We start from the raw sequence: 24,156 nt of genomic DNA, 5'->3' as shown, positions 1-24,156 counted from the left end.
CCCCACATACGCAGTTCCCACGCCAGATTCATTGCCGCCCAAGCGATATAGACGATCATCGTGCGGCCTCCGCGTCGTGAGCGTCGAAGCGCCAGTCGTTGACCCAACCACGCGGGCGATGGCTCTGCTGGTCGTCGCCACGCGACGGCCGCAGCAACGCGGCGTGCACACGTGCATCGATATGCGCCAGCACGCGCTGGACTTCGGACTTGGGAAGTTCGGGCCACGCAGCGCGAATGCGGCGCTCCATTTCGGCGCGCGCTTCGGTGTCCTGGCGCCACATCAAGGAGGCATTGCCGCCCAGGTGGAAAGCGACACGCGGACCCTCTTCATCGTCGGCCAAGCGGGACACGGTTGCGCCGGCTATTGCACTGTGCGCGAACGCTGCCACGCTGCGTGCATCAACCTCGCCGCCGCCCAGGAAGGCGCGGCGGGCCGCGTCCAGGCGCTGAAGCAAAGTGCGGCTCATGCCGCCACCCGCCAGAACTGCGCCGGGTCAGGCACCAGGCCCACGGCCGACGTGAATACGCTGACCTGCATGTCACCGGCAAGACCAACTTTTTCGGCGGAAACATGGACCTCGCGGTCGAAAAGCACACCGCAATTCCGGAAGTCGCCTGCGAACGTCTCTGCGCCGGCATCGCTGAGTTCGGCGGGCACGCCGGACGCGCGCAGTACGCCGTCGGCACCGACCGCCGCACCAGTTGCCGCGGTGCCAACCACTGCGCGGAGGTCGCCGAACGTAGCGCCTGCGGAGGCAGCGGCGGGGAGGCTGAAGCTGCCGAGGTTCGCTGCTGCCAGCGCGCGCATGATCGCCTGATCGGCGACGCGGCCGAGGCCTGCAACGATGGCGGCTCCCAGAATTTCGGCTAGCGTGCCTTCCAGCAGCCGCTGGCGGAAATCCGCGCGCGAAATCCGAAGGTAGCTCGCATACGACGGCGCCAAGGTCGCGTCGGACCAGTCCGCCAGGGCGGTGACAACGGGCAATTCGCTTGTGGTCGGGGTTTCGGTGCCATCGGCAACGATTTCGAGCTTCAGCGGCCGGATCATGCTCAGGCCGGAGGTTTCAGCAGACAGCGCGCCGAGGCCCTGAACGCCGACGCCTGGCGGCGCAATCGGCGGTTCGCGCAGCAGCAGCTGGGCACCGAAAGCGGCCAGACGTGAGTGCGCGCGCGCGGCGGCCAGCACGTCGATGCCGGCCACGCCGTAGCTGTTGCTGCGACCCGCAGGGATGCGGCGCAGACGGCCTTCGGAGTCAAAGTAGGCGGTCAGCAGCGGCAGCGGCGCGCCGAGGTCGATGGCGGTCGAGCGGGTTCGGGAAACGGTTTCCACGAACGTGGGTTCAGTGGCGCCGACCGGCAGATGCGTGCGCGTGCCGGTTGCTTCGCGTGCAGCTGCGAAAAGACTTTCGATAATATCCATTTTTCTGCGGGTTCTCGGGTAAAAGGGAATTGCCGACATTTTGTCGACGCGTCCAGTTTCCGATTCGCAGGGCATCGTTTCCACTTGCGGAATTTCCGCGGCGCGATCCATGCTAGATGCAAGCGAAAGATGGTGGATGTAAAGCAGTCTTTACACCGCGGGGCGTGGTAAGTGAGGAAAAACGCCTTGAGCTATTCCATTCTTTAATTCACGGTGTAATGAGAAAGACAGTTTCGGAATGGCACGCAGATTTAAGATTCCGCGGTGTCGGCGACCCCGCAGGCCGTACCCCTCTAGGAAGGACCCACGAAAAAGCGCCCGAACACATGGGCGCTAGATGTTGCTCTATCATTTGCTAGGTTGCGAGACAACCCTGGCGAGTAACAAGGATGAAGTTCCTGTCGCTTTGCGAATTAATATATTAAAGTTCTTAAATACAACTTCGGCCCGCTTCGCCGAGGCGATTTGCTGTCCTGAAAACAGGAAGAATTTATATCTACCTTCAATCTCTGCAACTATTGCCGGCCCTTTTTCAGTGACCACCACACTTAGATGGCTTAATTTCTTCCATTTCTTATCAGGAAAATCTGCGTCAGGCTCCCATACATAGTCATCGGCTATCGTGAGGCAAATGTCCGTCGAGTCATCGTGGGCAGTCCATAGTGGAGAATCGAAGCTACCCGTCAGGTTGAGTAGATATCTTCCTTCGTTTGGAATTTCCACTTTTATATGCCAGTGATCTTCAATGAATAACAGACTCCCATTAGCGGCTGCGCCAATGGTTATTGTCTTGAATGCATGCAATTCCATTTTTTGACTCCCTTGCGCCTAGGTATAACGCTCGCTGAATCTAACTCATGCCGCCAGTGGTAGCCATTCAGGCGCGTAGACACCTCGCAGCCAGAATGCCGTGGACCGCGCCCCGAAGGTACGCCCCAGTCCGGCCCGCTGCGCCGTACAGGCCGGCTGCGCTCGGCAATGCTCCACGATCAACCGCGCCGCCTCATCGCCGCTCAGACGCCGGCCGATGATGTCCCGGCGGACGGCAAGCCAGTACCGGTCATCCGCGGTTTCGCACGCAACCCTGTCCAGCACCCGTCGTGTATTGCGGCGCGCAGCAAGCTCGGCTGTTCGGGACCAGGACTCGGTCGTGACCTCGTACCACCGATTTCGCTCCAATCCACCCCCAAAAGTGGCGTAACAACCTAAGGTGTTTGGACCACTTTTGGGGGTGGGCGTTCCCTCCCGGCGCCGCAGTTCCAGGCCGAGACGTGCGAACAGATCGGTAACCGCCCGAGTGGCCGCATTACCGGCCGGCGACGCGAATCGCTCCCCGGCCCATTTGGCGGGAACGATATGCAGCACCGCCAGCAACTGCCGCCGAGCGAATGCCCGCTGCACTAGCACTTGCGCGACTTCAGCGGTCACCCGGAACCCCGGCCCCAGCCGGAACCCGGCGAACAGATCCGCGTACGCGCCGACCCGCGCCCGAGCGAACCGACGCCGAGTCAGGTCGGCAACTCCCGGTTCCATGCTTGCATCCGCAAGGCCGGCCGTGGCCGCCGTGAACCGGTCCCACGCGCGTGGCCCGCGCCCACTGTCCCAAGCGTCAAGGTCGGCGTAGCACGGCCCTTCCTGCAAACCCAGGTCGCGCACGATCCGATGCCGCAGCAGCGCCGCACGGTCTGCCTCGCTGATCGCTGGACGCTCGCGTAGGCGGCGGGCTTCGAAATCGGAGAGGTCACGCGCCCCAAGGATCGCGTCGCGCTGTTCGCGATCAATCTCGGCGCGAAGGAGCGTCAGCCCTTCGGCTGACACCTCGCCGTCGCCCGCGATAACCATCGGATGAACCTGGTAGCCAGCTTCCTGCGCAAGCCACCAAAGCCCGCCAGCGAAATCCGCCCGCTGTCGCGCGTCGCCGGCCTCGATGTCGGCAACGATGCCGTCTAGGTCACTAGGAAGCGTGGCGCGGCCTTCCAGTTCGGCGGCCTGCGACAGACCAATCAGGATCGCGTCGGCGTAATCAATTTCAGAACGGCTCGACGGCGTGACCACCGCAGTCAGCCGGCGCACGTAGCGCACGCGCCGGGCCATCTGCATTGCATCCGAGGGGACCACAGTCGCGCCCGACGCAACCACGAACACGCGGTCGAACCACGGCATGCCGCGATGCTCAACGGACACACCCGACGAAATCACCGGACTGGCGACCACCGCGTCGTACAAGCGGCTCATGCGATCAGGCTCGGCCAGGAACGCGGCTTGCTCGCGATTGCCGCTGTTGTCGGAATGGACCAGCATCACCCGACGCCCCGAAGACTCAAGCAGTCGCGCGCACTCGATTGCGCGGGACTTCTCACCGCACGCGACCCACAGTCGGCGAGCGTCAGCGAGTTCCGCGAGCATTTCGCCGTAAACGTGGCGCAGCGCATCCGGTCCGAATCCGAAGTCGCAACGCAACGGTTCGGCCCGTAGCGCATCCACGTCGATCATGCGGAAGTGCTCGCCGGGGCGGCAGGATTCCAGGAAGCGAATTGTTCGGTCGTCGATGCCGGCATCCGCCACGATCACGCATTCGGCGCGTGAAACAAGTTCGCGCAGCGCGGCCAGGACATCCGCCATGGTCTTGCGGTCGGCGACAGTGACGCGTGCCGCGAGGCTGCGCACGACCTGACTGATTTCGTCGACGAACACCCAGCGCGTTTCGCGAAAAATCTGTGCGTGGTCGGCCTTGGCGATGCTGGGCAGGCAGGTAGCCAAAGAATCAACGTGCACGGCGTCATCGCCTGCTATGCGCTGGTAGTGGTCGCACCCCAAGCGGGTCGCAAGCTCCGCGATGAGGCTTTGGCGGTGTGCGAGCGCCACGAAGCGCCCGTCCTGCCGCCTGGCCCATTCCGAGAACGGAATGCCGACGCGCTGGGTTTTGCCTGAACCCATCGGGGCGCGCACGACAATCACGCCGCGATAGTCTCCCGCGCCGAGGTCGGGCAGGGTCGGGAAGTGCTGCACGTCGTGGCCTGCCAGGGCGGCAGCGGACGGGCGCACCGCAGCCAGCGCCGAAGACCGCCGACGCTCAGCGATCCAACGCAGCGCGCTAGCGAACGCATCAACGGTGTCGCCTGCCAGCACATGGCGCGGCAGCACATCGCGCAAGGTGGCCGCAACGGATTCGACCGTCTCGCCGCGCGCAGGAATAGCCAGCGCCAGTCGCTTTGCCAATGCCCACGCGAAGGCGGCGGCGTCAGTTGGGTCGGTGATTCGCCCGAGCGCGCGCAGTGCGTCAGCGCGGCACGCCGGGACTTCAACAGGCGACAGATCGAACGGCCGCACGAACGCAGGCGCTTCGGGCAGCGGCGGCAGGCGCAGGTTCATCAGGGCCGCGCGCACGGCGTCGATGCTTTCGCGCTGGTGCAGGTCGTTGAAGTCGTCGCCAGCCTGCGGCGGCAACGCCCAGGGAAGCCCGGTTGCTTCTGCCGCCCGCTGGCCTGCGCCATTGGTATCGTGGTCGGCGGCGACGATATCGGCCAGACCGACACAGTGCGCCATGTTGCCGGCATCGAACGCCACGACGACAGCTTCACCCGTGGCGGCGTGCACGCTGGCGCCGGTTGCCGCGCCCTCGCAAAGCCAGGTGCGGCCAGTGCCCTCGATACGGAAGAACGTTCCTCGCTTCTGGCCGCCGCGCAGAAATAGCTTTCGACCGCCCGCGTCGATGCGCTGCACATTGACCAAGCGCCCGTCTGGCAGGTGCATCGGCACCAGCAGATCGCCGCCACGCACGACGATGGCGTCATCGATCCAGCGGCCGCGCTCCACGTCCCAAAGCCGCGCGCGCAGGGTTTCGCTCGCGATGCGCAGGCCGTAGGAGCGCACGCCCTTGCTTTTGAGGTACGGGTGCGAGTCGTTGGCCGGCGCAGCAGCGTCCCACGCAGCGCGCGCGGCATCGACAGCGGCGGTGCGGCCTAGTTCGTCAGCGGCGGCGCGTTCTACGGCGCGCTGCTGCGCAAGGTCACGTGCCTGACGGGCGCGCTCGGCGTACCGCGTAAGTTGTGCGCCGTCCAGGCCAGCTGCGGCATCGCCCGCGCTCCGGAACAGCTGCCATGCGGCATCGCGTGGTTTCCAGAAAGCGAACGCGCCGCCGTGTTTAAACGATTTGAAAGTTAGCGCGGGCCACACCGTGCCGTCTGGATCAGTGGTCGCAGATGCGATTACGAACTGTCGCTTGTCACGGCGTCCGCTAAGGGCAGGCAGGTAATTGCGCGCACCATCAAGCGCGGGAAAGTCCGTCAGCAATACGCCAATTTCAGCTGCGGCCGCTTGCGCATCGCCGAAGAACTCGGCAAGCGCATCCTCGGGCGTCGGCCAGCGTGCGGCCACGAAGTCGCAGAAACGAATTGCAGGCATCGTCTGGACTCAACCCCACATGATGTGCGCAGCCGCACTGCAAAGCTCGCGAACATCCTTAGCCCGGAACCGGACGCGCAGCCCGCTTGTCGCGATGGCTGACGCAAACATAGCTTGGCCGTACTCAACGAAGTGCGAGCCGATGCCGCGTGTGTAGCAGGCCCACCGGATAGCCCAGGCCCGCAGATGGTGCTTCAGTTCACCGACGCTGCGCGCGTGGTGCGCGCGATCCAGGTGCCACGCCGCCGAACGTTTGAAAACGTCAGGCGGAAAATGCGCAAGGTGTTCTTGGGCAGCGAGCGATGCATTCTGTTCGTGAGCTTCTTCGCGGTGGCTCGGGTTTTCGGGATTACTAGACGCCACGGCCGCCTCGCCGTGGCGTTTTTTTTGTGCGCTCATCGGGAGGATGCCTCCGCGGTTTCAAAGCGCGCAGCAATCCATCGATCAACGGCGCTGGGGTCCCAGCCTATAGCGCGCGGGCCGATCTTAGAGGGGGCGGGGAATCGGCCTTCCGCGATATCGCGATAGAGGCTTGCGCGGCTGCGGCCGACGCGCGCCAGGACCGATGGGAGGCGTTCAACTTGAAGGCGGTGTTCTGACATGTGCTAGATGCTCCATTTATCGCCCAAGTCGTCTCAGGCGTGGCAGCATCATTGCGCGGGGGTTCCCGCTTGAGAAGTATTCACATTAGGGAATGGTCTTTCAGATCAACAGGTTAGATGGGGGTATTCACATGGCGATTTTGCATGTGAATACCTGTGTTACGCCGATGGCGACGCGAAAGCGCACCAGTCTTCCATAAGAACACGCCGCTTCCTCAGTAGATCGCCACGGGCGTAAGCGGCTTCGGCCTTGTCTTTCAGTTGGTGAGCGAGGGCATGCTCGATAACCTCGCGCGGATGATGAGTCTCTTGGCCCGCCCAATCACGGAAGGAACTGCGGAATCCGTGTGTCGTCAGATCAGTTCGCCCCATACGCTTCAGGGCTGACAGCATCGCCATGTTCGACAGCGACGCACCTGGCTTCGCGCCAGGAAACACGAAGCTCGCGGCGTCATTTGAAGTGAATTCCTGCATCTGCGTAAGCACTGCCATAGCCTGCCGTGACAGTGGGACACGATGTTCCTTGCCCGCCTTCATGCGCTCAGCGGGGATGACCCAGGTTCGTTCCTGTAGATCGAATTCGCCCCAGCAAGCCCCTAGCACTTCGCTAGTGCGTGTGGCCGTCAGGATAGCGAATCGAAGTGCTGCCGCGCCTATGCCAACCTGCTGTGCAAGGTCGGCCATGAATTGCGGCATGTCGCTGTAGGGCAGGGCGGCATGGTGCTGAACCCGCTTGGCCTGCGCTGGGGCTGCGAGGGCTTCTGAGAGATGCCCGCGCCACCGAGCGGGGTTTTCGCCTGAGCGATGCTTGTTCACCGTTGCCCAGGCGAGAACCCGTTCGATCCGACCGCGCACACGGCTGGCTGTCTCGTTCTTAGTGAGCCAAATCGGCTCCAACGCAGCCAGGATATGCGGGGTGTCGATCTGCTTTACATCGAGCGCACCGAAGACCGGATGAGCATATGTCTCAAGAGTGTTTCGCCACTGCGCCTTGTGCTTGTCGTTCTTGAAAGCAGCAACCTTGCTGGCAAGGTACTTTTCAGTGGCCTGCTCAAAGGTCAGGCCAATAGATGCCTGGCTCCTGGCGCGCGCGGTAGTGGGCATGATGCCTGCCGCCAGGTCTACCCGGAACTGCGCTGCGCGGGCGCGCGCCTCGGCTAGCCCTACGATGCCGGCTGACCCGAGGCCCAACTCGCGGCGCTTACCTGCACGCACGAATTCAAATGTCCAGGAGACGGCGCCGCCTGCCCCGACACGTAGGGCGAGATTGCCGCCGTCTGCGTAGCGGCCAGGCTTTGCGGTTCCTTTAATGGCCGACCTAACGAAGGTGGCGGAGAGGCGATGCAGGGTTCGGGCCACGTCTCGTTCCGTGAATTTTCCGTGTTTTATGGCGCGATGCTATCAGCTTTTCAGGGGCGCCGTGAGACGATTTCGGAAAATTTATGCAAGTAATATCATGTATTTACGTGAGTATTGATGTTCGAGCATGATCCGGCGTTAACTGCGTCCGGCGGCCACTCTCTCCGCCACTTTGGGAAGCCAGAAGTAAATCGGGAAACGAGCCGATGCATCTTCGCTTGCCTTCCCGGCTGTGCGTCTTCCAGTTGAAAACCGCCGAAGTCCCTCAGCGCTCCGGATCCACGGAGAAGTAGTCGCTCGGCGAACGTCCAAGCGAGCGCCGGAACGCTGCGGAAAATGCGCTCGGGCTGTCGTAACCGCATTCGAGCGCGATGCCGAGGATGCCGCGTCCGTCGGCCAGTAGGGTCAGGGCATGCAGCATGCGCGCCTGTTGTCGCCAGCGGCCGAAGCTCATGCCGGTCTCGCGCTGGAACGCGCGGATGAAGGTGGCCCGGCTCATGTTGAGCGTGGCCGCAGCCTCCACGATGCTCATCTCGCCCGACGGATCGCCGCGCACGCCTTCGCACAGTCGCGTCAGTCCCGGGTGCCTCGGCGCAGGCAGGTTGAGTGCCTGCGCCGGCAGGAACGACAGTTCCATGAGCAGCAAGCGGATCACGGCCACCGCCATGTCGTTGCTAGCGTGCTTGCCGGCGAGCTCGGCGAGCTTCAGGATCAATTCGCGCAACAGCGGCGTGACCTCGACAACCATGCATTCGTCGGGAAGCCCTGCGATATCCTTGCCGCCGATCAGCAGCGAGCGGAAGCGGATCCCCGAATGCGTGGCAGTCGTGTGCTCCATGTGCGGCGGCAGCCACACGGCGCGGCTGGGCGGCACCACCCAGGTTCCGCGCTCCGTCGTTACCGAGATGACGCCGCTGATCGCATAGAGCAGTTGCGCCTGGGCGTGGCGATGCTTCCCGCTCGTGTAGCGGGGGCCGTCATGGGCGATGACCGCGATTGCGTCGGTGACGTTGACGCCGTCTTTCACGCTGTGATCCTTTTGCGATGATCGTTGATCTTAGCGCGAAGGAATATCAGGCGCGCAGCCAATAGAGTGGTTTCTCCTCGAAAGCACGAGGTCTCGCTGGTGGTCGTAGCAACGCACTGCTTCGATAAGTTTGGGACGTCGCGTCTTGCGGTACCGCCGGCCGTGCCGTGGTCGCGCGTTCCACTTCCTGCATACGCTGCGACGTTGGCTTCGGTCGTCGGGAAATGACCGTTACTCAACGCGCGCCCGTTCGCAGCGTGCCTGCATTCCGCCATTTGCATTTGCCAAGCGACCGATCACGCCATGTTGAACAATCCTGAAGCCAAGTATCGTCCCTTCGTCTCGACCATCGAGCTGCCCGACCGCACATGGCCGGCGCGGACGTTGACGCAGGCGCCGCGCTGGCTGTCCACGGATCTGCGCGATGGCAACCAGTCGCTGGCCAATCCGATGGATGTCGAGCGCAAGCTGCGTTTCTACACGCTATTGCTCGACGCGGGCTTCAAGGAAATCGAGGTCGCGTTTCCATCTGCTTCGCAGACGGATTTCGATTTCGTACGGACGTTGATCGAACAGGACCGCATTCCCGACGATGTGAGCATCCAGGTGTTGACGCAAGCGCGCGCCGATCTGATCGCGCGCACCTTCGCGTCGCTAGCGGGCGCGAAACGGGCGATCGTCCACCTCTATAACGCGACCGCGCCGCTGTTCCGGCGCGTGGTGTTCGGCATGCAACGGCATCAGATCGTCGATCTCGCCGTAAGCGGCGTCACCGCCATGCTGGAAGAGAGCCTGCGGCGACCGCAAACCGAGTGGACGTTCGAATATTCGCCGGAAACGTTCTGCTTCACCGAGCCGGAGTTCGCGCTGGAGATCTGCGAACGGGTGCTCGACGTATGGCAGCCGACAAGGGAGCGCCCGGCGATCCTCAATCTGCCGGCGACGGTGGAAGTGGCGATGCCGAACGTCTATGCCGACCAGATCGAGTGGTTCTGCCGGCATATTTCCCGGCGCGATGCGGTAATCATCAGCGTGCATCCGCACAACGACCGCGGAACCGCGGTGGCCGCCGCGGAACAGGCGATGCTCGCCGGTGCGCAGCGTGTCGAAGGATGCCTGTTCGGCAATGGCGAACGCACCGGCAACGTCGATCTGGTCACCCTGGCGCTGAACCTTTACACCCAAGGCATCGATCCCAAGTTGCATTTCCCGTCGATCCGGAAGGTGGTGGAGACAGTGGAATATTGCAACGGATTGCCGGTGCATCCGCGTCACCCCTATGTCGGCGAACTGGTCCACACCGCGTTCTCCGGCTCGCATCAGGACGCGATCAGGAAAGGCTTCGCCGCACGCGAAGGCCGCGTCGATGGCGTGTGGGAAATGCCTTATCTGCCGATCGATCCTGCCGACATCGGCGAGAGCTACGAGGCGGTGATCCGCGTCAACAGCCAGTCCGGCAAGGGCGGCGTCGCCTGGGTCATCGAGCAGGACAAGGGCCTGCGGCTTCCGCGCGCAATGCAAATCGATCTGAGCAAGCGCGTGCAATCGCTCGCCGAGCGCATGAATCGGGAATTGTCGGTCGAAGACATCTGGGCCGAGTTCGTGCGCGCTTACCATCTGGACGATGCCGACACGTATCAGCTCGTCGACGAACAAAGTGGGCAGAACGCAGATTCCGGTCCGGAGCGGATGTTCTCCGGTCGCATCCGCCATCGCCATCGCGGTCGCGATATCCGCGTCACCGGATGCGGCAACGGTCTCTTCCCGTCGATGCTCTCCTCGCTCGCAGAAGCGTTCGGCATCGCGCTCGACGTGGTGGATCACCAGGAGCATGCGCTGCGGCGTGGTGGGGATGCACAGACGGTGGCGTATCTGCAGTGCGTGCGCCCCGACGGTGGCCATGTGTTCGGCATCGGGATCGATGCCGATGCCGCAACAGCAAGGGTGAGGGCAGTGCTCAGCGCCGCGAGCGCAGCGGCATGAACCGACTGCGCGTCGGAATTTCCTTGCGCGTAGCGCACAAGTTCGTCCGAATCGAAATAGTCCACGCTTGAACGGCTGTGCCGCCCCAGCGTTCCGCATGCTGGAAACGTTCGCATGTCGAGGGCCGCCACGCTGCCGGCGACCATGCGTGTGGGAGTGTCGGGCGCAACGCGCGGCGCGGAGTCGGAAAATGCCGGTCCAGCGTGCCGCGCGACTGCTGTATCTCCATTCGGATTTGGCGTCGAGCGAGGTCAGGGAAATCTGACCCGACATCAGGCTTTGTCCTGATAACGTTGTCGCCGGCTGATCCGGATACTGTGCCTGCCTGACGCAGGTACCGCCGCGCTTTCCTAGAGGAGCGAACAGGCTGGTCACTCGCCCTGCGTGCCGCGCCTTGAGTAAGCGCGGTGTGGTGTTTTTTTCAGCATGATGACAAGACCGCACGTCTAGCTGAGCAGGCTGTGAAGGTTGGATGATTTGTCTACAAATTTTTGTTGCCCTGAACAATTCACGCCGCTAGTCTGACTTTGCGGCGTTCGCTGCGTTGGGGTTATACGAGATGGCCATTAGAGTTTTTTTGGTCGACGATCACGCTCTTGTCCGTACCGGCATGAAGCTGATCCTTTCGAATCAGACCGATATCGAGATCGTCGGTGAGGCCGAGAGCGGCGAGGCCGCGATGCCGCAGATCCGCCAGCTCAAGCCGGACATCGTGCTCTGCGATCTGCACATGCCTGGCGTCAGCGGGCTCGAGGTCACCGAGCGCATCGTCAAGGGCGACCACGGCACCAAGGTCATCATCGTGTCGGTGCTGGAAGACGGCCCGCTGCCCAAGCGCCTGCTCGAGGCCGGCGCGTCAGGTTATGTGGGCAAGGCGGGTGACGCACAGGAGCTGCTGCGCGCGGTGCGCGACGTGGCGATGGGCAAGCGCTATCTCGGTGCCAACATCGCGCAGAATCTGGCGCTGGCCAATCTTGAAGGCGGCGGTTCGCCATTCGATTCGCTGTCTCCGCGTGAGCTGGAAGTCGCATTGCTGCTGACCCGCGGGCTGCGCCAGGAAGACATCGCCAAGCGTTTGAGCCTCAGCGCCAAGACGGTCAACACGCACAAGGCGCGGTTGTTCGAGAAGGTCGGCATCCACGACAACATCGCGCTGGCACGGCTGGCGACGCAGTACGGTCTGCTGGATCCGGCGCATCCGCTGTAGCGACAGGATTTTCCTTGCGCAAAGGAAAGCGACCTGACAGGTCGCTTTTTTTTGTGCCCGTCGTGTGCCTGCGGTGCCGTCGGACGTCGCCAGTTTGCAGGGTTTGCTTCGGGTGTCCGCCCGCGCCATCATCCGCGGCATGCAAACTGTTGCCTCCATCCTGTGGCGCAGGCTCGACGCACCGGGCCATGATGCTTGCCGGCTCCAGCGCAACGCTAGCGCATGGCAGCTCGACGGCGCCGCCGTGTTCCGCCTCGAACACGGCGGCATCGGCCAGTTGCAGTACCGCGTGCAATGCGACCTGCACTGGCACACACAATGGGGCACTGTGCGCGGCTGGCTCGGCGGCGGGACGGTCGACCTGGCGATCGCGCGCGATGCGCGTGGCCACTGGAAGCTCAACGGCCGGCCGGTGGCCGACCTGTCGCACTGCATCGACCTCGACCTCGGCTTCACGCCGGCCACCAACCTGCTGCAACTGCGCCGGCTCCGCCTGGCCGTGGGCGAGGGCGCCGACGCCCCGGCCGCCTGGGTCGACCTCGACGGCGGCGGCACGCTCAGCGAGCTCATGCAGCGCTACGAGCGCACCGCCGACGATGCCTACGCCTACCAGGCGAAGCGCTTCGGTTATGCGGCGACGCTGTGTGCGACCGGCGAGGGCTTCGTGCGCGATTATCCGGGGCTCTGGACCGCAGAGGCCTGAGCGGTCGCTCCAACTGCGAGCGTCTCCCCCCAGCAGTTCCCGATTCCGTTTTCGGCCCGCGCCGGCAGCGTGCGCCCATGCTGCCCACGGCCCGGATGTGGTGCGCGAATAGAGATGGATCCACGCCCAGACAAAAAAAGCGGCCCGAAGGCCGCTTTTTTTTGCTGCGAAGGACGGCGCCGGATCAGCTGGCGCGGTCCTTGTGCTCCTTGTCGTCGCTTTCGCTTTCGCCGGACTTGCTGGCATGCGGCTGGTGCTGGGCGACGCTGACCGGAGCGTCTGCCGGAGCGGCGGGCGGCGCATCGAACAGGCCGTTGCCAGCGGCAGCGGCAGCTGCAGGTGCCGGTTCGGCATCGCCGACGTGGCGGCTTTCGGCGCTGTCCGACACAGGCGCGGCAGCGACCGGCGTGTGCACCGGCGTCGGTGCGACCGCAGCGGCCGGCTGCTCTTCATGGAAGACGTCCAGCAGCGTGGTCTGCACCGGCACGTAGGCCGGCTTGCTGGGCGCTTCTTCTTCGGCGAGCGGTTGCTGCGTCGTCGTGGCGTCCTGTTGCGGCTTGCTGTCCGTCGTGGATGCCGTGACCGGCTCCTCGATCGGCGCGGCCGACGCTGCAACGGTTTCCATTCCGGCGTCGCGCTTGGTCGTGGCGACCGGGACGGGCTGCTCGACGATCGGCGCCGGTGTCGGCTGCAGCGCGTCCTCGATGGTCTCCGGCGGTGCCGCTTCGGAAGCGGCCGACTCGGTGACGATCGACGCAGCAGGCTCCGCGGCAGGCACTGCCTCGGAACGCGCCGCTGGCGCCTCGGCGACGGGCGGCAGCGGTGCTGCCACTACCGGCGCCACCGTTTCCGCCTGCGCGGTGGCGACCGGTGCCGCGTCGACCGCTGCCGTTTCGGCAACGGAAGGCGCGGTTGCGATCGCTGCGGCTGCGGCCACCGGCGCGGCCTGCACTTGCGCAGTGCCATCCTCGGTCTGCGGCGCTGCGGTTGCGGCTACCGGTGCGGCCTGCTGCGCCGGCAAGGCCTCGCTCTCGGCCTGCGGCACCACGCTTGCAGCTGCGACGACCGGCGTCGGGGCGTTAGCGGTCTGCTCGTGCCGCGGCTGGCGCGGCTCGCGCTTCTCCCGCGGCGGACGCGGCGCTTGCTGCGGCTTGGCCTCGGCGGCCTCGGCGGGCGCTGCGTCGTCGTCGAAGTCGAACTCCGGCTGACTGCGGCTCGGCGCCGGCGCGGTTTCGCCGTCGCTGTCGCTGTCGCCGGCATCCAGGTCGTTGTCGTCGAACGCTGCACCCTCGCTGCCGCTGCCGGCTTCGCCATTGCCGCGACGACGGCGACGGCCGCCACGACGGCCACGACGGCGGCGGCCACCGGCCTCGCCATTGGCGTCGTCGGCGTCGCCGTTCTCGCCGACCGGCACCGCCTGCGCGGTTTCCGCGGCGCTCTCGCGCTCATCGACGTCTGCCGGTGCCGGGTTCGGTTGCGCCGCAACCGGGGCCGAGGCCGTGGTGTTGGCCTCGCTGGCCGGCGCATCGCCGCTCAGCGCGACGGCACCGCTGGCCACGGCAGCGGCCGCGATCGTGGTGGCGTCCTGCGTCGCAGCGGCAGGTGCGGTGACGGGCTTGGCCGCGACCTCGTCCTGGCGCGGTTGACGCTGCGGCTTGTCGCCCTGCAGCGCGGCCTGGGCCGGGTCCTGCTGCGGCTTGGGCTGACGCGGCGGGTTCTGCGGCTGCTGCTGCTTCGGTGCCTTCGGCTGCTGCTGCGGGTTCTGCTGCTGCGGCTTGGCCTGCTGCGGCGCCTGCTCGTTGCGCGGCGGCTTGGGCGCGAGGTTCTGCTGGCCGCCCTGCGCGTTGCCGCCGCCGTTGCCCGGACGGCGCTCGTCGCGGCGCACGTTGCCGCCGTTGCCACGTGCGGCATTGCCGCCCTGGCCGCCGTTGCGGTTGCCGTCGCGACGCGCGTTGCGGTCGCCGCGGTCGTTGCGATTGCGGTTGCCGTCATGGGCGCGTTGACGCTGCGCCGGTTCGTTCGCGGTCGGCGCCGGGGCCGGGCTTTCGCCAGCACCGAAGATCCGCTTCAGCCAGCCGACCACGCCGGTGGCCGGAGCCGCGACCGGGGCGGCGGCCGGGGCCTGGACCTGCACGGGTGCAGCGACCGGTTCGGGCGTCTCGACCACTTCGCGCACCGGGGCCGGCTGCGAGTGCTTCACGTTGGTCACCGCCGGCGCCGGAATGTTCAGCTGCGCCTTGGTCAGCGCATGCACCGGCAGCTTGCGCGGGGTATTGCGCTGGTAGCTGGGCTTGGCGCTTTCCTCGCCGAGCTCGTTCTCGCGCAGGCGGGTCACTTCGTAGTGCGGGGTGTGCAGCTGCTCGTCGGCGACGATGACGATTGGCGCGTCGTGGCGCTTCTCGATCTCGCTGAGCGCGCGGCGCTTCTCGTTGAGCAGGTAGTTGGCGATCTCCACCGGGGCCTGCACCAGCACCTGTCCGGTGTTCTCCTTCATCGCATGCTCTTCGGCGACGCGGATGATCGACAGCGACATCGACTCGACGCTGCGCATCCGGCCATGGCCGTCGCAACGCGGGCAGACGATCTGGCTGGACTCGCCCAGCGACGGACGCAGGCGCTGGCGGCTCATCTCGAGCAGGCCGAAGCGCGAGATGCGGCCGATCTGCACCCGCGCGCGATCGTACTTGAGCGCGTTCTGCAGGCGGTTCTCGACTTCGCGCTGGTGCTTGTTGGAGGCCATGTCGATGAAGTCGATGACCACCAGGCCGCCGAGGTCGCGCAGGCGCAGCTGGCGGGCGACCTCTTCGGCCGCCTCCAGGTTGGTCTGGAACGCGGTGTCCTCGATGTCGCTACCCTTGGTCGCGCGCGAGGAGTTGACGTCCACCGCGGTCAGCGCTTCGGTCTGGTCGACCACGATCGAGCCGCCGGACGGCAGGCGCACGCTGCGCTCGTAGGCCGCCTCGATCTGCGATTCGATCTGGAAGCGGTTGAACAGCGGGATGTCGTCGGTGTAGTGCTTGAGCTTGCGCAGGCTCTGCGGCATCACCTGCTGCATGAACTCCTGGGCATCGCCGTACATCTCGGGGGTGTCGACCAGGATCTCGCCGATGTCGGCGCGCAGGTAGTCGCGCAGGGCGCGGATGATCAGCCGCGATTCCTGGTAGATCAGGAACGGCGCCGGCTTGGCCAGCGCGGCCTCGGCGATCGACTTCCACACCTGAAGCAGGTAGTCCAGGTCCCACTGCAGCTCTTCGGCATCGCGGCCGACGCCGGCAGTGCGGATGATCACGCCCATGTCGTCGGGGATGTTCAGCTTGTCCAGCGCTTCCTTCAGCGCGGCGCGGTCCTCGCCCTCGATCCGGCGCGAGACGCCGCCGGCGCTGGGCGAGTTCGGCATCAGCACCATGTAGCGGCCGGCCAGCGAGATGAACGTGGTCAGCGCGGCGCCCTTGTTGCCGCGTTCTTCCTTGTCCACCTGGACAACGACCTCCTGGCCCTCGCGCAGCAGTTCGCGGATCGTCGCCTTGTTGTGGTCGACGCCGGCCTGGAAGTAGTCGCGGGAGATTTCCTTCAGCGGCAGGAAGCCGTGGCGCTCGCCGCCGTATTCGACGAAGGCGGCTTCGAGCGAGGGTTCGAGCCGCGTGATCCGGCCCTTGTAGATGTTGGACTTCTTCTGTTCCTTGGACGGCTGCTCGATGTCGATGTCGTACAGGGTCTGGCCGTCCACGATGGCCACACGCAGTTCTTCCGCCTGCGTGGCGTTGATCAGCATTCGCTTCATTGTTGCGTTCCTCGCGCTGCTACCGCGCGGAACGCCATGGGGTTTCGCTTCTGGTCACGCTTCGCCGCCCATCGCGCAGGCGCGGGGAGGGCGGCTTGGGTTTCCAGCGCTACGACACCACGGCGAGCCGCGGGAGCGCTTCTTTCTTTTAGGTGGTTCAGGACCGGCGGCGACTCCAGCCAGGCTGGGCGCCGCACGGGGCATGTTCAGCGCGGATGCTTGTGGCATCCGGCGATGGCCGGGTAGGCCGGTGAGCCGCTAACATGGCCGCCCCGGGGGCGGTGGTCGCGCACTGTGCCGGAATCGTCGCAAGCCGGGCTTCTGGCCCTGAGCTAACTTCCAACGAAATCAAACCCTTATCTCGCCCCCCGAGTGTAACAGAATAAACTGCCTGATGACTTCCTCCCCGATCCCTCCCAAGCCGCGCGACGTCGCGACCAGCGCGGTGCGCATTCTCAAGGTCCCGGAAGACAGGGCTGGACAGCGCGTAGACAATTTCCTGCTCGGCCAGCTCAAGGGCGCGCCGCGCAGCCTGATCTACAAGCTGATGCGCAGCGGCCAGGTCCGGGTCAACGGTGGCCGTACCAAGGCCGAGCGCAAGCTGGAGGCGGGCGACGAGGTGCGCATCCCGCCGGTGAAACTGCACGAGGAGGGCGAGAAGACCGCGCCGCCGGACGCGTTCATGGCCCGGCTCGAGGCGGCGATCGTCTACGAGGACGCGCGGTTGCTGGCGCTGAACAAGCCGTCCGGGGTCGCCAGCCATGGCGGCAGCGGGATCAGCTTCGGCGTGATCGAGACCTTGCGCGCCCTGCGCCCGAACCAGACCCTGGAACTGGTGCACCGGCTCGACCGCGATACCTCCGGGCTGCTGATCGTGGCCAAGAAGCGCTCGGCGCTGACCGAGATGCAGGCGCTGATGCGCGAGGACGACCGGGTCGAGGGCCGCGGCATCAGCAAGCGCTACCTGACCCTGCTGGTCGGGCGCATGCCGGACGGAGTGATGAGCGTGGATGCGCCGCTGCATATCGGCCTGCGCCAGGGCGGCGAGCGCCATGTGCAGGTGAACGCGTCCGGCAAGGCCTCGCTGAGCCATTTCCGGGTGCTGGAACGGCGCGGCGGGCATTCCTATTGCGAGGTGCGGATCGAGACCGGCCGTACCCACCAGATCCGCGTGCATGCCCAGCACCTGGGGCATGCGGTCGCCGGCGACGACAAGTACGGCGATCCGGCAGTCAACAAGCGCCTGCGCGAGCAGATCGGGCTCAAGCGCCTGTTCCTGCACGCCGCGTCGCTGGAATTCACCCTCGATGGCGGCAAGACCCCATATCTGCTGAATGCGCCGCTGGCCGACGAGCTGGCCGAGGCGCTGAGCCGCCTGAGCGGCTGAACCACGCGCGGCGGGGCGGGGCGGTGTCGTCCGCCGCCGCCCCGCCGGTGCCGTCTATCCGTTGTGCTTGTCGTGGTCGTGCGCGTGGTGCGGCTCGGAATGCGCTTGCTGTGGACGCGGAGCGGGGCGCGGCTCGGCCGCGTGCATCGGCTGCGGCCGCTCGATCCGCGCCATGCGCTGTTCCTGCATCTGCGGCCGCTGCTGTTCCTGTCGCGGCATGGCCTGAACGCGCTCAGGGAACTCCCGCATCGGCGCCTCCCGGTGCGCGGGGGGCGGCTGTTGGGCAGTGAAGGCGGCGACCTGGTGCGGCGCCGGCCGCGACGGCTCGGGCTGGGCGAATCGGGCCTGCTGCGCACGCGGATCCTCGCGGTGCGGTGCCGGCATGGACATCGCCCGCGGCTGTGCTGCATGCGCCATCTGCACGTTCCCCATCGGCATCGGCGCGTTGGCGCGCGGCGCCTGCGGCATCTCGTGCCGCTGCATTGCGGCAGCGTTGGCCACCGGCATGGCGTGGCGGGGATCGGCCGCGGACATCGGCATCGGCGCGTGCGGCGATTGCGCGAATGGCGGCTGCGCACGCGGATCGCGTGCAGCACCCGTTGCGTTCGGGCCGTTCAGCCCGGGCAGCGGCGGCCGCTGCGCCGCGTTCGCCACGACCGGACGGCCCGGCTGCAGCATCCGTTCGTTGAAATGCGGCGTGGACAGCTGTGCATAGTCGACTGGGTGGCGCGGCGCCGCCGCCGGGGCGAACTGCGGCGCGGGGCCGTGCGGGTTCTGGGCCAGACGCGGCGCCAGCGCGGCAGCGGCCGCCGCCGTAGGCATCGCCGCCAGCGCCGCCCGCTGCGCAAAGCCGCGGTTGTCGTTGTGCACGAAGCTGCGCGCGTCGATCCGGTTGTTGCTGATGTTGTTGGTGATGTTGTTGTTGATGATGGTGGTGCGCGGCGCGTAGACGCGGTTCTGGTAGACCACGTAGTGCGGTGCCGAGGGTGGGGCGTTCCAGTTCATGCCCCAGCTGTTCCAACCCCAGCGGTGCCAGGCCGGTTCCGGCTGCAGCCAGCCCAGCGGGCCGTGGTGGTGGTGTTCCAGCGCGTCGCCGACCAGCACGCCGACGCCGAAGGAGATGATGCCGGCGGTCACCAGGTCGCCTTCGCTGTAGTAGCGCGGGTGGTAGCGGTACTCGCGGTACACGTCGACCGGTGCGCCGTAGACCACGTCCGGATCGTAGCGCGGCACATAGACGACATCCGGTTGCGCCGGCTCGATGACGATGGTCTGGCGCGGCGGCGGGATCCGGTCGTCTGCGTAGGCCGGCTCCACCACGGTGCGTTGCACCACCTGCACCCGTTGCTGTGGCGTGCTGCGCAGATGGCCCTGCGCCTGCGCGCGCCCGCGCATGACCTGGATCGCGTCGAGCACCTCGTTGGGATCGTGCGCATAGGCATCGCCGAGTGCGCGGGTCCAGTCGCCGTTGCCGGCCAACTGCTCGACCACGTCGGGAAAGGCGATCAGCGCCTTGACGCTGGGATCCCATGGTTGCGCAGCCGCCGCCTGCAGACGGTCCGCCGCGGCCAGGCCGCTGTTGCTGTGCAGCCAGCCCTGGGCATCGCCGACCTGGTCCGGATACACCGAGGCAGCCAGGGTCTGCGCGAGCAGCTTGTCGGGAAACAGCGCGATCGGCGCGACCAGCTTGTACAGCTGATCGGCGCTGGGCGGCACGTAGGGCGCGGGTGCGGGTTCGGCGGCTGTCGCCGCGGCCGGCGCCGGTGCAGACGTCGGTTGCTGTTGGCACGCACTCAGCGCCAGCACGCTCACGGCGGTGACCAGCGCCAGCGTCAACTTCGTTGATGGCAGGGAGCGGATATCCATGCTGCACCTTTTCCACGTGGCGTTCGGAAGTTGCGCGCAGGATGCTCTGTGTTGCATGTCTGCAAGCTTTCTGCGAAGCGCCGCAACACGCTAGCGCCAGCGTCCGTTCAGCCGGGGCGCCGCCTCAGCTCAGGGCGTGGTGGACAGGCGGAACAGCACCAGGCTCAGCGCCAGCGTGGCCATGCCGGCGACCAGCCCGTACACGGTTTCGTGGCCCTTGGCGTAGCGCTTGGCCGCCGGCAGCAATTCGTCCAGGGCCAGGAACACCATCACCCCGGCAATGACCCCGAACACCGAGCCGAAGATCGCCTCGGACAGGAATCGCGACAGCGCCACGTAGCCGATGATCGCGCCGATCGGCTCGGCCAGGCCCGACAGCAGGCTGGCGGCGAAGGCATAGGATTTGCGCCCGGTGGCGTAGTGCACCGGCACCGCGATGGCGATGCCTTCGGGGATGTTGTGCACGGCGATCGCGAACGCCAGCGGCATGCCCACGGTGGGGCTTTCCAGGGTGGCGAAGAAGGTCGCCAGGCCTTCCGGAAAGTTGTGCGCGGTGATCGCCACCGCGGTCAACAGGCCGACGCGCTTGACGTAGGCGCGGTTGTCGGCGCGGAACAACGGGTCCTGGGCATTGAGGCTTTCGTGTGGGTTAGGCACCAGCCGGTCGATCACCACGATCAGCGCCATGCCGGCCAGGAACGCCAGCGTGGCATAGGCGTAGCCCAGGCGCGGATCGAACGCCTGGCTGAAGGAGGCGACCGACTTGCCGAGGATCTCTGTCAGCGATACGTACACCATCGCGCCGCCGGCGAAGGCCAGGCCGAAGGCGAGCACGCGCGGATTGGGGCCTTTGGTGAACAGCACCAGCACGCTGCCCAGGCCGGTGGCCAGACCGGCGGCCAGGGTCACCGCCAAGGCGACCCAAACGTTGTGCGACGGAATATCCAGCATGCGCCAGGCGGCTCCTGTGTCGAGACGGCAGATGAAAGCGGGCGCGAGGCTGGCGGAGTGTGAAGGCGGCGCAGCGCCGCGGTCGGCGCTGCGCGCGCAAGCGGCCGGTGGGCCGCGCTCAGCTGGAGCGGTGCGCCTGCGCGTCGAGCGCGAAGCAGCGGTCCGGCCGCGGTTGCGGCGGATTGAAGTTGACCGGCACCTGGATCGTGCGCGGCACCGCCTTGCCGTCGCGCGTGGCGGGATTGAAGATCCACTCGCGCACGCGCTGCTGCGCCGACGCGTCGAGCTTGGGCTGGCCGCTGCTGCTGACCAGCTGCACGTCGGTGGGCTTGCCCTGCACGCCGACCACCACGCTCAGCACGGCCTTGCCGCCGAGTCCGGCGCAGGCCAGTTCGATCGGGTAGTCCGGCGGCGGGGTCTGCACCGCGGCGACTTCGGTCGGCGCGGCGGCCACGCGCTGGGTCTGCGATTGCCCGGACTTGCCGCAGCCGCCGAGCAACAGGACGGCGGCGAGCGGCAGGCAGGCGGCGGCGAGGATGGAACGGCGGGATGCGGCTGGCATGGGGGTCATTCCGGTAGGGCCGAGGCTTTGGCGGCGCAGATGAAGTCGTTTTCGCTGAGGCCACCGACGTCGTGGGTGGAATAGCGCACCACCACGCGGTCGTAGTGCACGCCCAGGTCGGGGTGGTGGTCTTCGCGGTGCGCGATCCAGGCCAGCGCATTCACGAACGCCAGCGTGCGGTAGTAGTCGGGGAAGCGGAACGTGCGGCTGATCGCCATGCCGTGTTCGACCAGCTCCCAGCCGGGCACCTGCGGCAGCAATTCGGTCAGGCGCGCCTGAGTGAGCTTGTATTCGCTGCCCTTGCAGGGCGAGCAATGGGCCTGTGCTAGCGGGATCAGGTCGTTCATTCTTGGAGCCTCCGCGGCAGGCTGGCTGAACGCGCCGCCGATGGGAAAAGTTCGCGATGAGCCGGTCGCGTGGAAGCGCTAGAATAACCGCATGATCCAGATCTCCGACAACGCGCAGACCCATTTCCGCAAACTGCTCGAACGCGAGGCCGTGCCCGGCATGGGCGTGCGCCTGAGCGCGGTCGACCCCGGTACCGCACGCGCCGATGCGCGGCTGGAGTTCGCCGAACCGGCGGACCTGGCCGGCGACGAATGGGCGATCGATTGCGCCGGTTTCACCTTGTACGTGGCCGCCGACAGCGTCGGCTGGCTGGACGGCGCCGAGATCGACTACGTCACCCAGGGCACCGGCCAGCAGTTGACGATCAAGGCGCCGAAGATCAAGGGCGAGGCGCCGGGCGAGGCCGCCTCCTTGGTCGAGCGGGTGCGCTGGGTGGTCGAGAACGAGGTCAATCCGCAGCTGGCCCAGCACGGCGGCCGCGTGGCAGTGCAGGAAGTGTCGGCCGAGGGTGTGGTGCTGCTGCGCTTCGGCGGCGGTTGCCACGGCTGCGGCATGGCCGACGTGACCCTGAAGCAGGGCATCGAGAAGACGCTGATGGGGCGCGTGCCGGGCATCACCGCCGTGCGCGACGCCACCGACCACGACAGCGGCAGCGCCCCGTACATCCCGCGCGATTCCGCGGCCTGATTCCTCCGCTACGCCGGTGACGCGCGCCGCCGACATCCTCGCCGCGCTGTTGGCGCGCTCGCCGCGCAAGCTGCTGCGCGATCGCCGCACCGGCTTGCCGTACGGCTGGGCGCACTGGATTTCCTCGCAGCCGGCAAAGCCGCGCCCGTTCGTCTCCTCCGAGTTGATCGCGGCGCTGCCGCAGCCGCTGCCGGCGCCGACCTCGCGCCTGCCCGCGCTGAGCCCATGGCAGGCGTTCCGCCGCCTGTGGTGGCAGGACTGGGACCCGGCCCCGTACGACCAACGCTGGTGGCGGCGGATCGCGGCGCTGGTCAGCCTGGCCTTGCATCTGCTGTTCGCGCTGTTTCTGCTGTGGGTCGCCTTCGTGCGCCTGCTGCCGCCGAGTCCGGATGCGAGCGAGGCCGGGCGCGTGCAGGTGGAATTCGTCGGCCGCGGCACCCCGGCCGAAACCGGTGGCGGCGCGGCCGCGCAAGATGCGGCCGCCGCTGCCGCCGCTGCCGCCGCGCAGCAAGCCGCAGCGGCAAGCGCGCAGCGGGCCGCGGCGGCGACTGCCGCGACGCAGCCTAAGACCGCAGCCGCGGCGCCGGCCGCCTCCGCCACGCCAGCGGCGAGCACCGCGCAGACGGTGACCAGTCCACCGCCGCCGCCGCCGGATCAGCCCCTGCAGGTCACCGAGACCGCGCAGCCGAGCAGCGATTTCGTGCTGCCGCCGCCCAGCGTGCGCGAACCGACCCTGACCCTGCGCGAGATCGCGCCGCCGAGCGTGCAGGTGCCAGAGCGCGAAGTCGAAGTGGTCACCGAGGTTCCGACGGTGGCGCAGATCCGTCCGCGCGAAGTGCCGGTGCCGCGCCCGTCCGAGCCACAGTTGCAGGTACGCGAGCGCGAAGTGCCCGAGCCGCTGCCGCAGGTCCAGGTGCAGATGCCGCAGATCCGCGCGCGCGATCCCGCACCGACGCTGCGCACGCCGGAGGCGCCGCAGGTGCGGCAGATCGAACTGCCGACGCCCGCCACGGCGGCGACGCCGACGCCTGTAGCCACCGCGCAGCCCGAGGCGCCGGCAAGCGCGCCGGCGGCTGGCGCGGCCTCGGCGCAGGCGACGGCTGAGACCAGCGCCGCGGCGCAAGGCAAGGCCGAGACCCGAACGCCAGCTGGCAGCGGTGCCGCACCGCCCGGCAGCCAGGCGGCCGCGCCGGGCAGCGGTCCGGCGGTCGCGCACGACGGCGGCTGGGCGACGCCGCAGCGCGGCGACGACTGGGGCGCATCGGCGCGCAACCGCGCCGGAGATGCCGGTGCCGGCGCCAGCCAGCGCAATGGCATGTTCAACGGCGATGGCAGCGTGCGCGTGCCTGGCGGCGAAGGGCAGGGTAAGGCGCCGCCGCGTGGCGCGCCCGGCAGCGAGACCGACAGCTGGTCGCGCGACCAGATCGCCAATGCCGGGCAGTGGCTCAAGCGTCCGCCGTACGACTACAAGCCGACCTCGTTCGACAAGTACTGGTTGCCGAACGCGACGCTGCTGGAAGAGTGGGTGCGTCGCGGCATCAAGACCGTCAACATCCCGATTCCCGGCACCAGCAGCAGCATTTCCTGCGTGGTCTCGATCCTGCAGCTGGGCGGCGGCTGCGGCATCACCGATCCGAACCTCAACGACCAGCCCGCCGGCGCGCGGCCGCCGCCGGCGGTGCCGTTCAAGCCGGGCCTGCAGGAAGACAACGGCAGCGTGAAGTAAGCGCCGGCAGTTCGCGCATCTGCGCTGTGGCGTCCAGCCAGCGGTGATTGCGGCATGCATGCGGCAGCGATCCGCCAACGTGCAGACGCCCGCATTGTAGGAGCGGCTTCAGCCGCGACAGGTGTTACCGGTAGATTCTGT

At 66.8% G+C, this 24,156-nt stretch carries 19 protein-coding genes; 6 read left to right on the top strand and 13 right to left on the bottom strand.

The window, feature by feature from the left end; translation table 11 throughout:
- Positions 1–55: 55 nt before the first annotated feature.
- From HEP75_RS12950 to HEP75_RS12915, 8 genes are all read right to left on the bottom strand, one after another.
- Entirely contained in the window at positions 56–469 is a 414-nt protein-coding gene (locus tag HEP75_RS12950; protein ID WP_185823801.1) for a hypothetical protein, read from the bottom strand.
- On the bottom strand, positions 466–1,533 hold the full coding sequence (locus tag HEP75_RS12945; RefSeq protein ID WP_255423853.1) for a hypothetical protein: 1,068 nt from the start codon (positions 1,531–1,533) through the stop codon (positions 466–468). Before HEP75_RS12945 ends, HEP75_RS12950 begins: the two co-directional genes overlap by 4 nt.
- A 237-nt stretch (positions 1,534–1,770) precedes the next feature.
- Positions 1,771–2,232 carry a hypothetical protein gene (locus tag HEP75_RS12940; protein WP_185823800.1) on the bottom strand — a complete coding sequence of 154 codons (462 nt, stop codon included), beginning with the start codon at positions 2,230–2,232 and terminating at the stop codon, positions 1,771–1,773.
- A 45-nt stretch (positions 2,233–2,277) separates the two neighbouring features.
- The gene (locus HEP75_RS12935) at positions 2,278–5,826 is read right to left on the bottom strand and encodes a plasmid replication protein, CyRepA1 family (RefSeq protein WP_185823799.1); all 3,549 of its coding nucleotides are present in this window, start codon (positions 5,824–5,826) and stop codon (positions 2,278–2,280) included.
- A 9-nt stretch (positions 5,827–5,835) separates the two neighbouring features.
- Entirely contained in the window at positions 5,836–6,225 is a 390-nt protein-coding gene (locus HEP75_RS12930) for a hypothetical protein (protein WP_185823798.1), read from the bottom strand.
- On the bottom strand, positions 6,222–6,428 hold the full coding sequence (locus tag HEP75_RS12925; protein WP_185823797.1) for an AlpA family phage regulatory protein: 207 nt from the start codon (positions 6,426–6,428) through the stop codon (positions 6,222–6,224). Before HEP75_RS12925 ends, HEP75_RS12930 begins: the two co-directional genes overlap by 4 nt.
- A 159-nt stretch (positions 6,429–6,587) precedes the next feature.
- Positions 6,588–7,787, bottom strand: coding sequence for a site-specific integrase (locus HEP75_RS12920; protein ID WP_185823796.1), 1,200 nt, complete (start codon positions 7,785–7,787; stop codon positions 6,588–6,590).
- Positions 7,788–8,052: 265 nt separating this feature from the next.
- The gene (locus HEP75_RS12915) at positions 8,053–8,814 is read right to left on the bottom strand and encodes a helix-turn-helix transcriptional regulator (protein ID WP_185816276.1); all 762 of its coding nucleotides are present in this window, start codon (positions 8,812–8,814) and stop codon (positions 8,053–8,055) included.
- 303 nt (positions 8,815–9,117) lie between these two features.
- Here HEP75_RS12915 and leuA point away from each other — a divergent pair, with 303 nt between their 5' ends.
- The 3 genes from leuA (at position 9,118) to HEP75_RS12900 (ending at position 12,707) form a co-directional block, all read left to right on the top strand.
- On the top strand, positions 9,118–10,797 hold the full coding sequence (gene leuA, locus HEP75_RS12910; protein ID WP_185816277.1) for a 2-isopropylmalate synthase: 1,680 nt from the start codon (positions 9,118–9,120) through the stop codon (positions 10,795–10,797).
- 559 nt (positions 10,798–11,356) lie between these two features.
- Positions 11,357–12,004 (top strand): response regulator, encoded by a 648-nt coding sequence (locus HEP75_RS12905; protein ID WP_185816278.1) that lies wholly within the window; start codon positions 11,357–11,359, stop codon positions 12,002–12,004.
- Positions 12,005–12,116: 112 nt separating this feature from the next.
- The gene (locus tag HEP75_RS12900; protein ID WP_221899263.1) at positions 12,117–12,707 is read left to right on the top strand and encodes a putative glycolipid-binding domain-containing protein; all 591 of its coding nucleotides are present in this window, start codon (positions 12,117–12,119) and stop codon (positions 12,705–12,707) included.
- A 184-nt stretch (positions 12,708–12,891) separates the two neighbouring features.
- Here HEP75_RS12900 and HEP75_RS12895 read toward each other — a convergent pair whose 3' ends face one another.
- Positions 12,892–16,488, bottom strand: a complete 3,597-nt coding sequence (locus tag HEP75_RS12895) for an Rne/Rng family ribonuclease (protein ID WP_185823795.1) — start codon at positions 16,486–16,488, stop codon at positions 12,892–12,894.
- A 394-nt stretch (positions 16,489–16,882) separates the two neighbouring features.
- On the opposite strand from HEP75_RS12895, the gene HEP75_RS12890 reads away from it, so the two are divergent.
- Positions 16,883–17,875 carry an RluA family pseudouridine synthase gene (locus HEP75_RS12890; protein ID WP_185823794.1) on the top strand — a complete coding sequence of 331 codons (993 nt, stop codon included), beginning with the start codon at positions 16,883–16,885 and terminating at the stop codon, positions 17,873–17,875.
- 54 nt (positions 17,876–17,929) lie between these two features.
- Here HEP75_RS12890 and HEP75_RS12885 read toward each other — a convergent pair whose 3' ends face one another.
- The 4 genes from HEP75_RS12885 to HEP75_RS12870 form a co-directional block, all read right to left on the bottom strand.
- Complete coding sequence (locus HEP75_RS12885; protein ID WP_185823793.1) at positions 17,930–19,741, bottom strand: DUF3300 domain-containing protein; 1,812 nt, start codon at positions 19,739–19,741, stop codon at positions 17,930–17,932.
- A 129-nt stretch (positions 19,742–19,870) separates the two neighbouring features.
- Complete coding sequence (zupT, locus tag HEP75_RS12880; protein WP_185823792.1) at positions 19,871–20,692, bottom strand: zinc transporter ZupT; 822 nt, start codon at positions 20,690–20,692, stop codon at positions 19,871–19,873.
- A gap of 118 nt (positions 20,693–20,810) precedes the next feature.
- Positions 20,811–21,254 (bottom strand): energy transducer TonB, encoded by a 444-nt coding sequence (locus HEP75_RS12875; protein ID WP_185823791.1) that lies wholly within the window; start codon positions 21,252–21,254, stop codon positions 20,811–20,813.
- A gap of 5 nt (positions 21,255–21,259) precedes the next feature.
- The gene (locus HEP75_RS12870) at positions 21,260–21,601 is read right to left on the bottom strand and encodes a 4a-hydroxytetrahydrobiopterin dehydratase (RefSeq protein WP_185823790.1); all 342 of its coding nucleotides are present in this window, start codon (positions 21,599–21,601) and stop codon (positions 21,260–21,262) included.
- Positions 21,602–21,692: 91 nt separating this feature from the next.
- On the opposite strand from HEP75_RS12870, the gene HEP75_RS12865 reads away from it, so the two are divergent.
- Complete coding sequence (locus HEP75_RS12865) at positions 21,693–22,289, top strand: NfuA family Fe-S biogenesis protein (RefSeq protein WP_003468698.1); 597 nt, start codon at positions 21,693–21,695, stop codon at positions 22,287–22,289.
- Positions 22,290–22,305: 16 nt separating this feature from the next.
- Positions 22,306–24,015: a hypothetical protein gene (locus HEP75_RS12860; protein ID WP_185823789.1), complete on the top strand. Its 1,710-nt coding sequence runs from the start codon at positions 22,306–22,308 to the stop codon at positions 24,013–24,015.
- Positions 24,016–24,156: the final 141 nt, after the last annotated feature.

The organism is Xanthomonas sp. SI (assembly GCF_014236855.1).
Classification (GTDB): Bacteria; Pseudomonadota; Gammaproteobacteria; order Xanthomonadales; family Xanthomonadaceae; genus Xanthomonas_A.
The sequence above is the reverse complement of the archived record's forward strand: the minus strand, read 5'-3'. Positions and strand labels throughout refer to the sequence as shown.

Bases quoted from the DNA above. Each gene is read 5' to 3' on its own strand.
- HEP75_RS12950 (WP_185823801.1), bottom strand. From the start codon at position 469: ATGAGCCGCACTTTGCTTCAGCGCCTGGACGCGGCCCGCCGCGCCTTC.
- HEP75_RS12945 (WP_255423853.1), bottom strand. From the start codon at position 1,533: ATGGATCGCGCCGCGGAAATTCCGCAAGTGGAAACGATGCCCTGCGAA.
- HEP75_RS12940 (WP_185823800.1), bottom strand. From the start codon at position 2,232: ATGGAATTGCATGCATTCAAGACAATAACCATTGGCGCAGCCGCTAAT.
- HEP75_RS12935 (WP_185823799.1), bottom strand. From the start codon at position 5,826: ATGCCTGCAATTCGTTTCTGCGACTTCGTGGCCGCACGCTGGCCGACG.
- HEP75_RS12930 (WP_185823798.1), bottom strand. From the start codon at position 6,225: ATGAGCGCACAAAAAAAACGCCACGGCGAGGCGGCCGTGGCGTCTAGT.
- HEP75_RS12925 (WP_185823797.1), bottom strand. From the start codon at position 6,428: ATGTCAGAACACCGCCTTCAAGTTGAACGCCTCCCATCGGTCCTGGCG.
- leuA (WP_185816277.1), top strand. From the start codon at position 9,118: ATGTTGAACAATCCTGAAGCCAAGTATCGTCCCTTCGTCTCGACCATC.
- HEP75_RS12905 (WP_185816278.1), top strand. From the start codon at position 11,357: ATGGCCATTAGAGTTTTTTTGGTCGACGATCACGCTCTTGTCCGTACC.
- HEP75_RS12895 (WP_185823795.1), bottom strand. From the start codon at position 16,488: ATGAAGCGAATGCTGATCAACGCCACGCAGGCGGAAGAACTGCGTGTG.
- HEP75_RS12890 (WP_185823794.1), top strand. From the start codon at position 16,883: ATGACTTCCTCCCCGATCCCTCCCAAGCCGCGCGACGTCGCGACCAGC.
- HEP75_RS12885 (WP_185823793.1), bottom strand. From the start codon at position 19,741: ATGGATATCCGCTCCCTGCCATCAACGAAGTTGACGCTGGCGCTGGTC.
- zupT (WP_185823792.1), bottom strand. From the start codon at position 20,692: ATGCTGGATATTCCGTCGCACAACGTTTGGGTCGCCTTGGCGGTGACC.
- HEP75_RS12875 (WP_185823791.1), bottom strand. From the start codon at position 21,254: ATGCCAGCCGCATCCCGCCGTTCCATCCTCGCCGCCGCCTGCCTGCCG.
- HEP75_RS12870 (WP_185823790.1), bottom strand. From the start codon at position 21,601: ATGAACGACCTGATCCCGCTAGCACAGGCCCATTGCTCGCCCTGCAAG.
- HEP75_RS12865 (WP_003468698.1), top strand. From the start codon at position 21,693: ATGATCCAGATCTCCGACAACGCGCAGACCCATTTCCGCAAACTGCTC.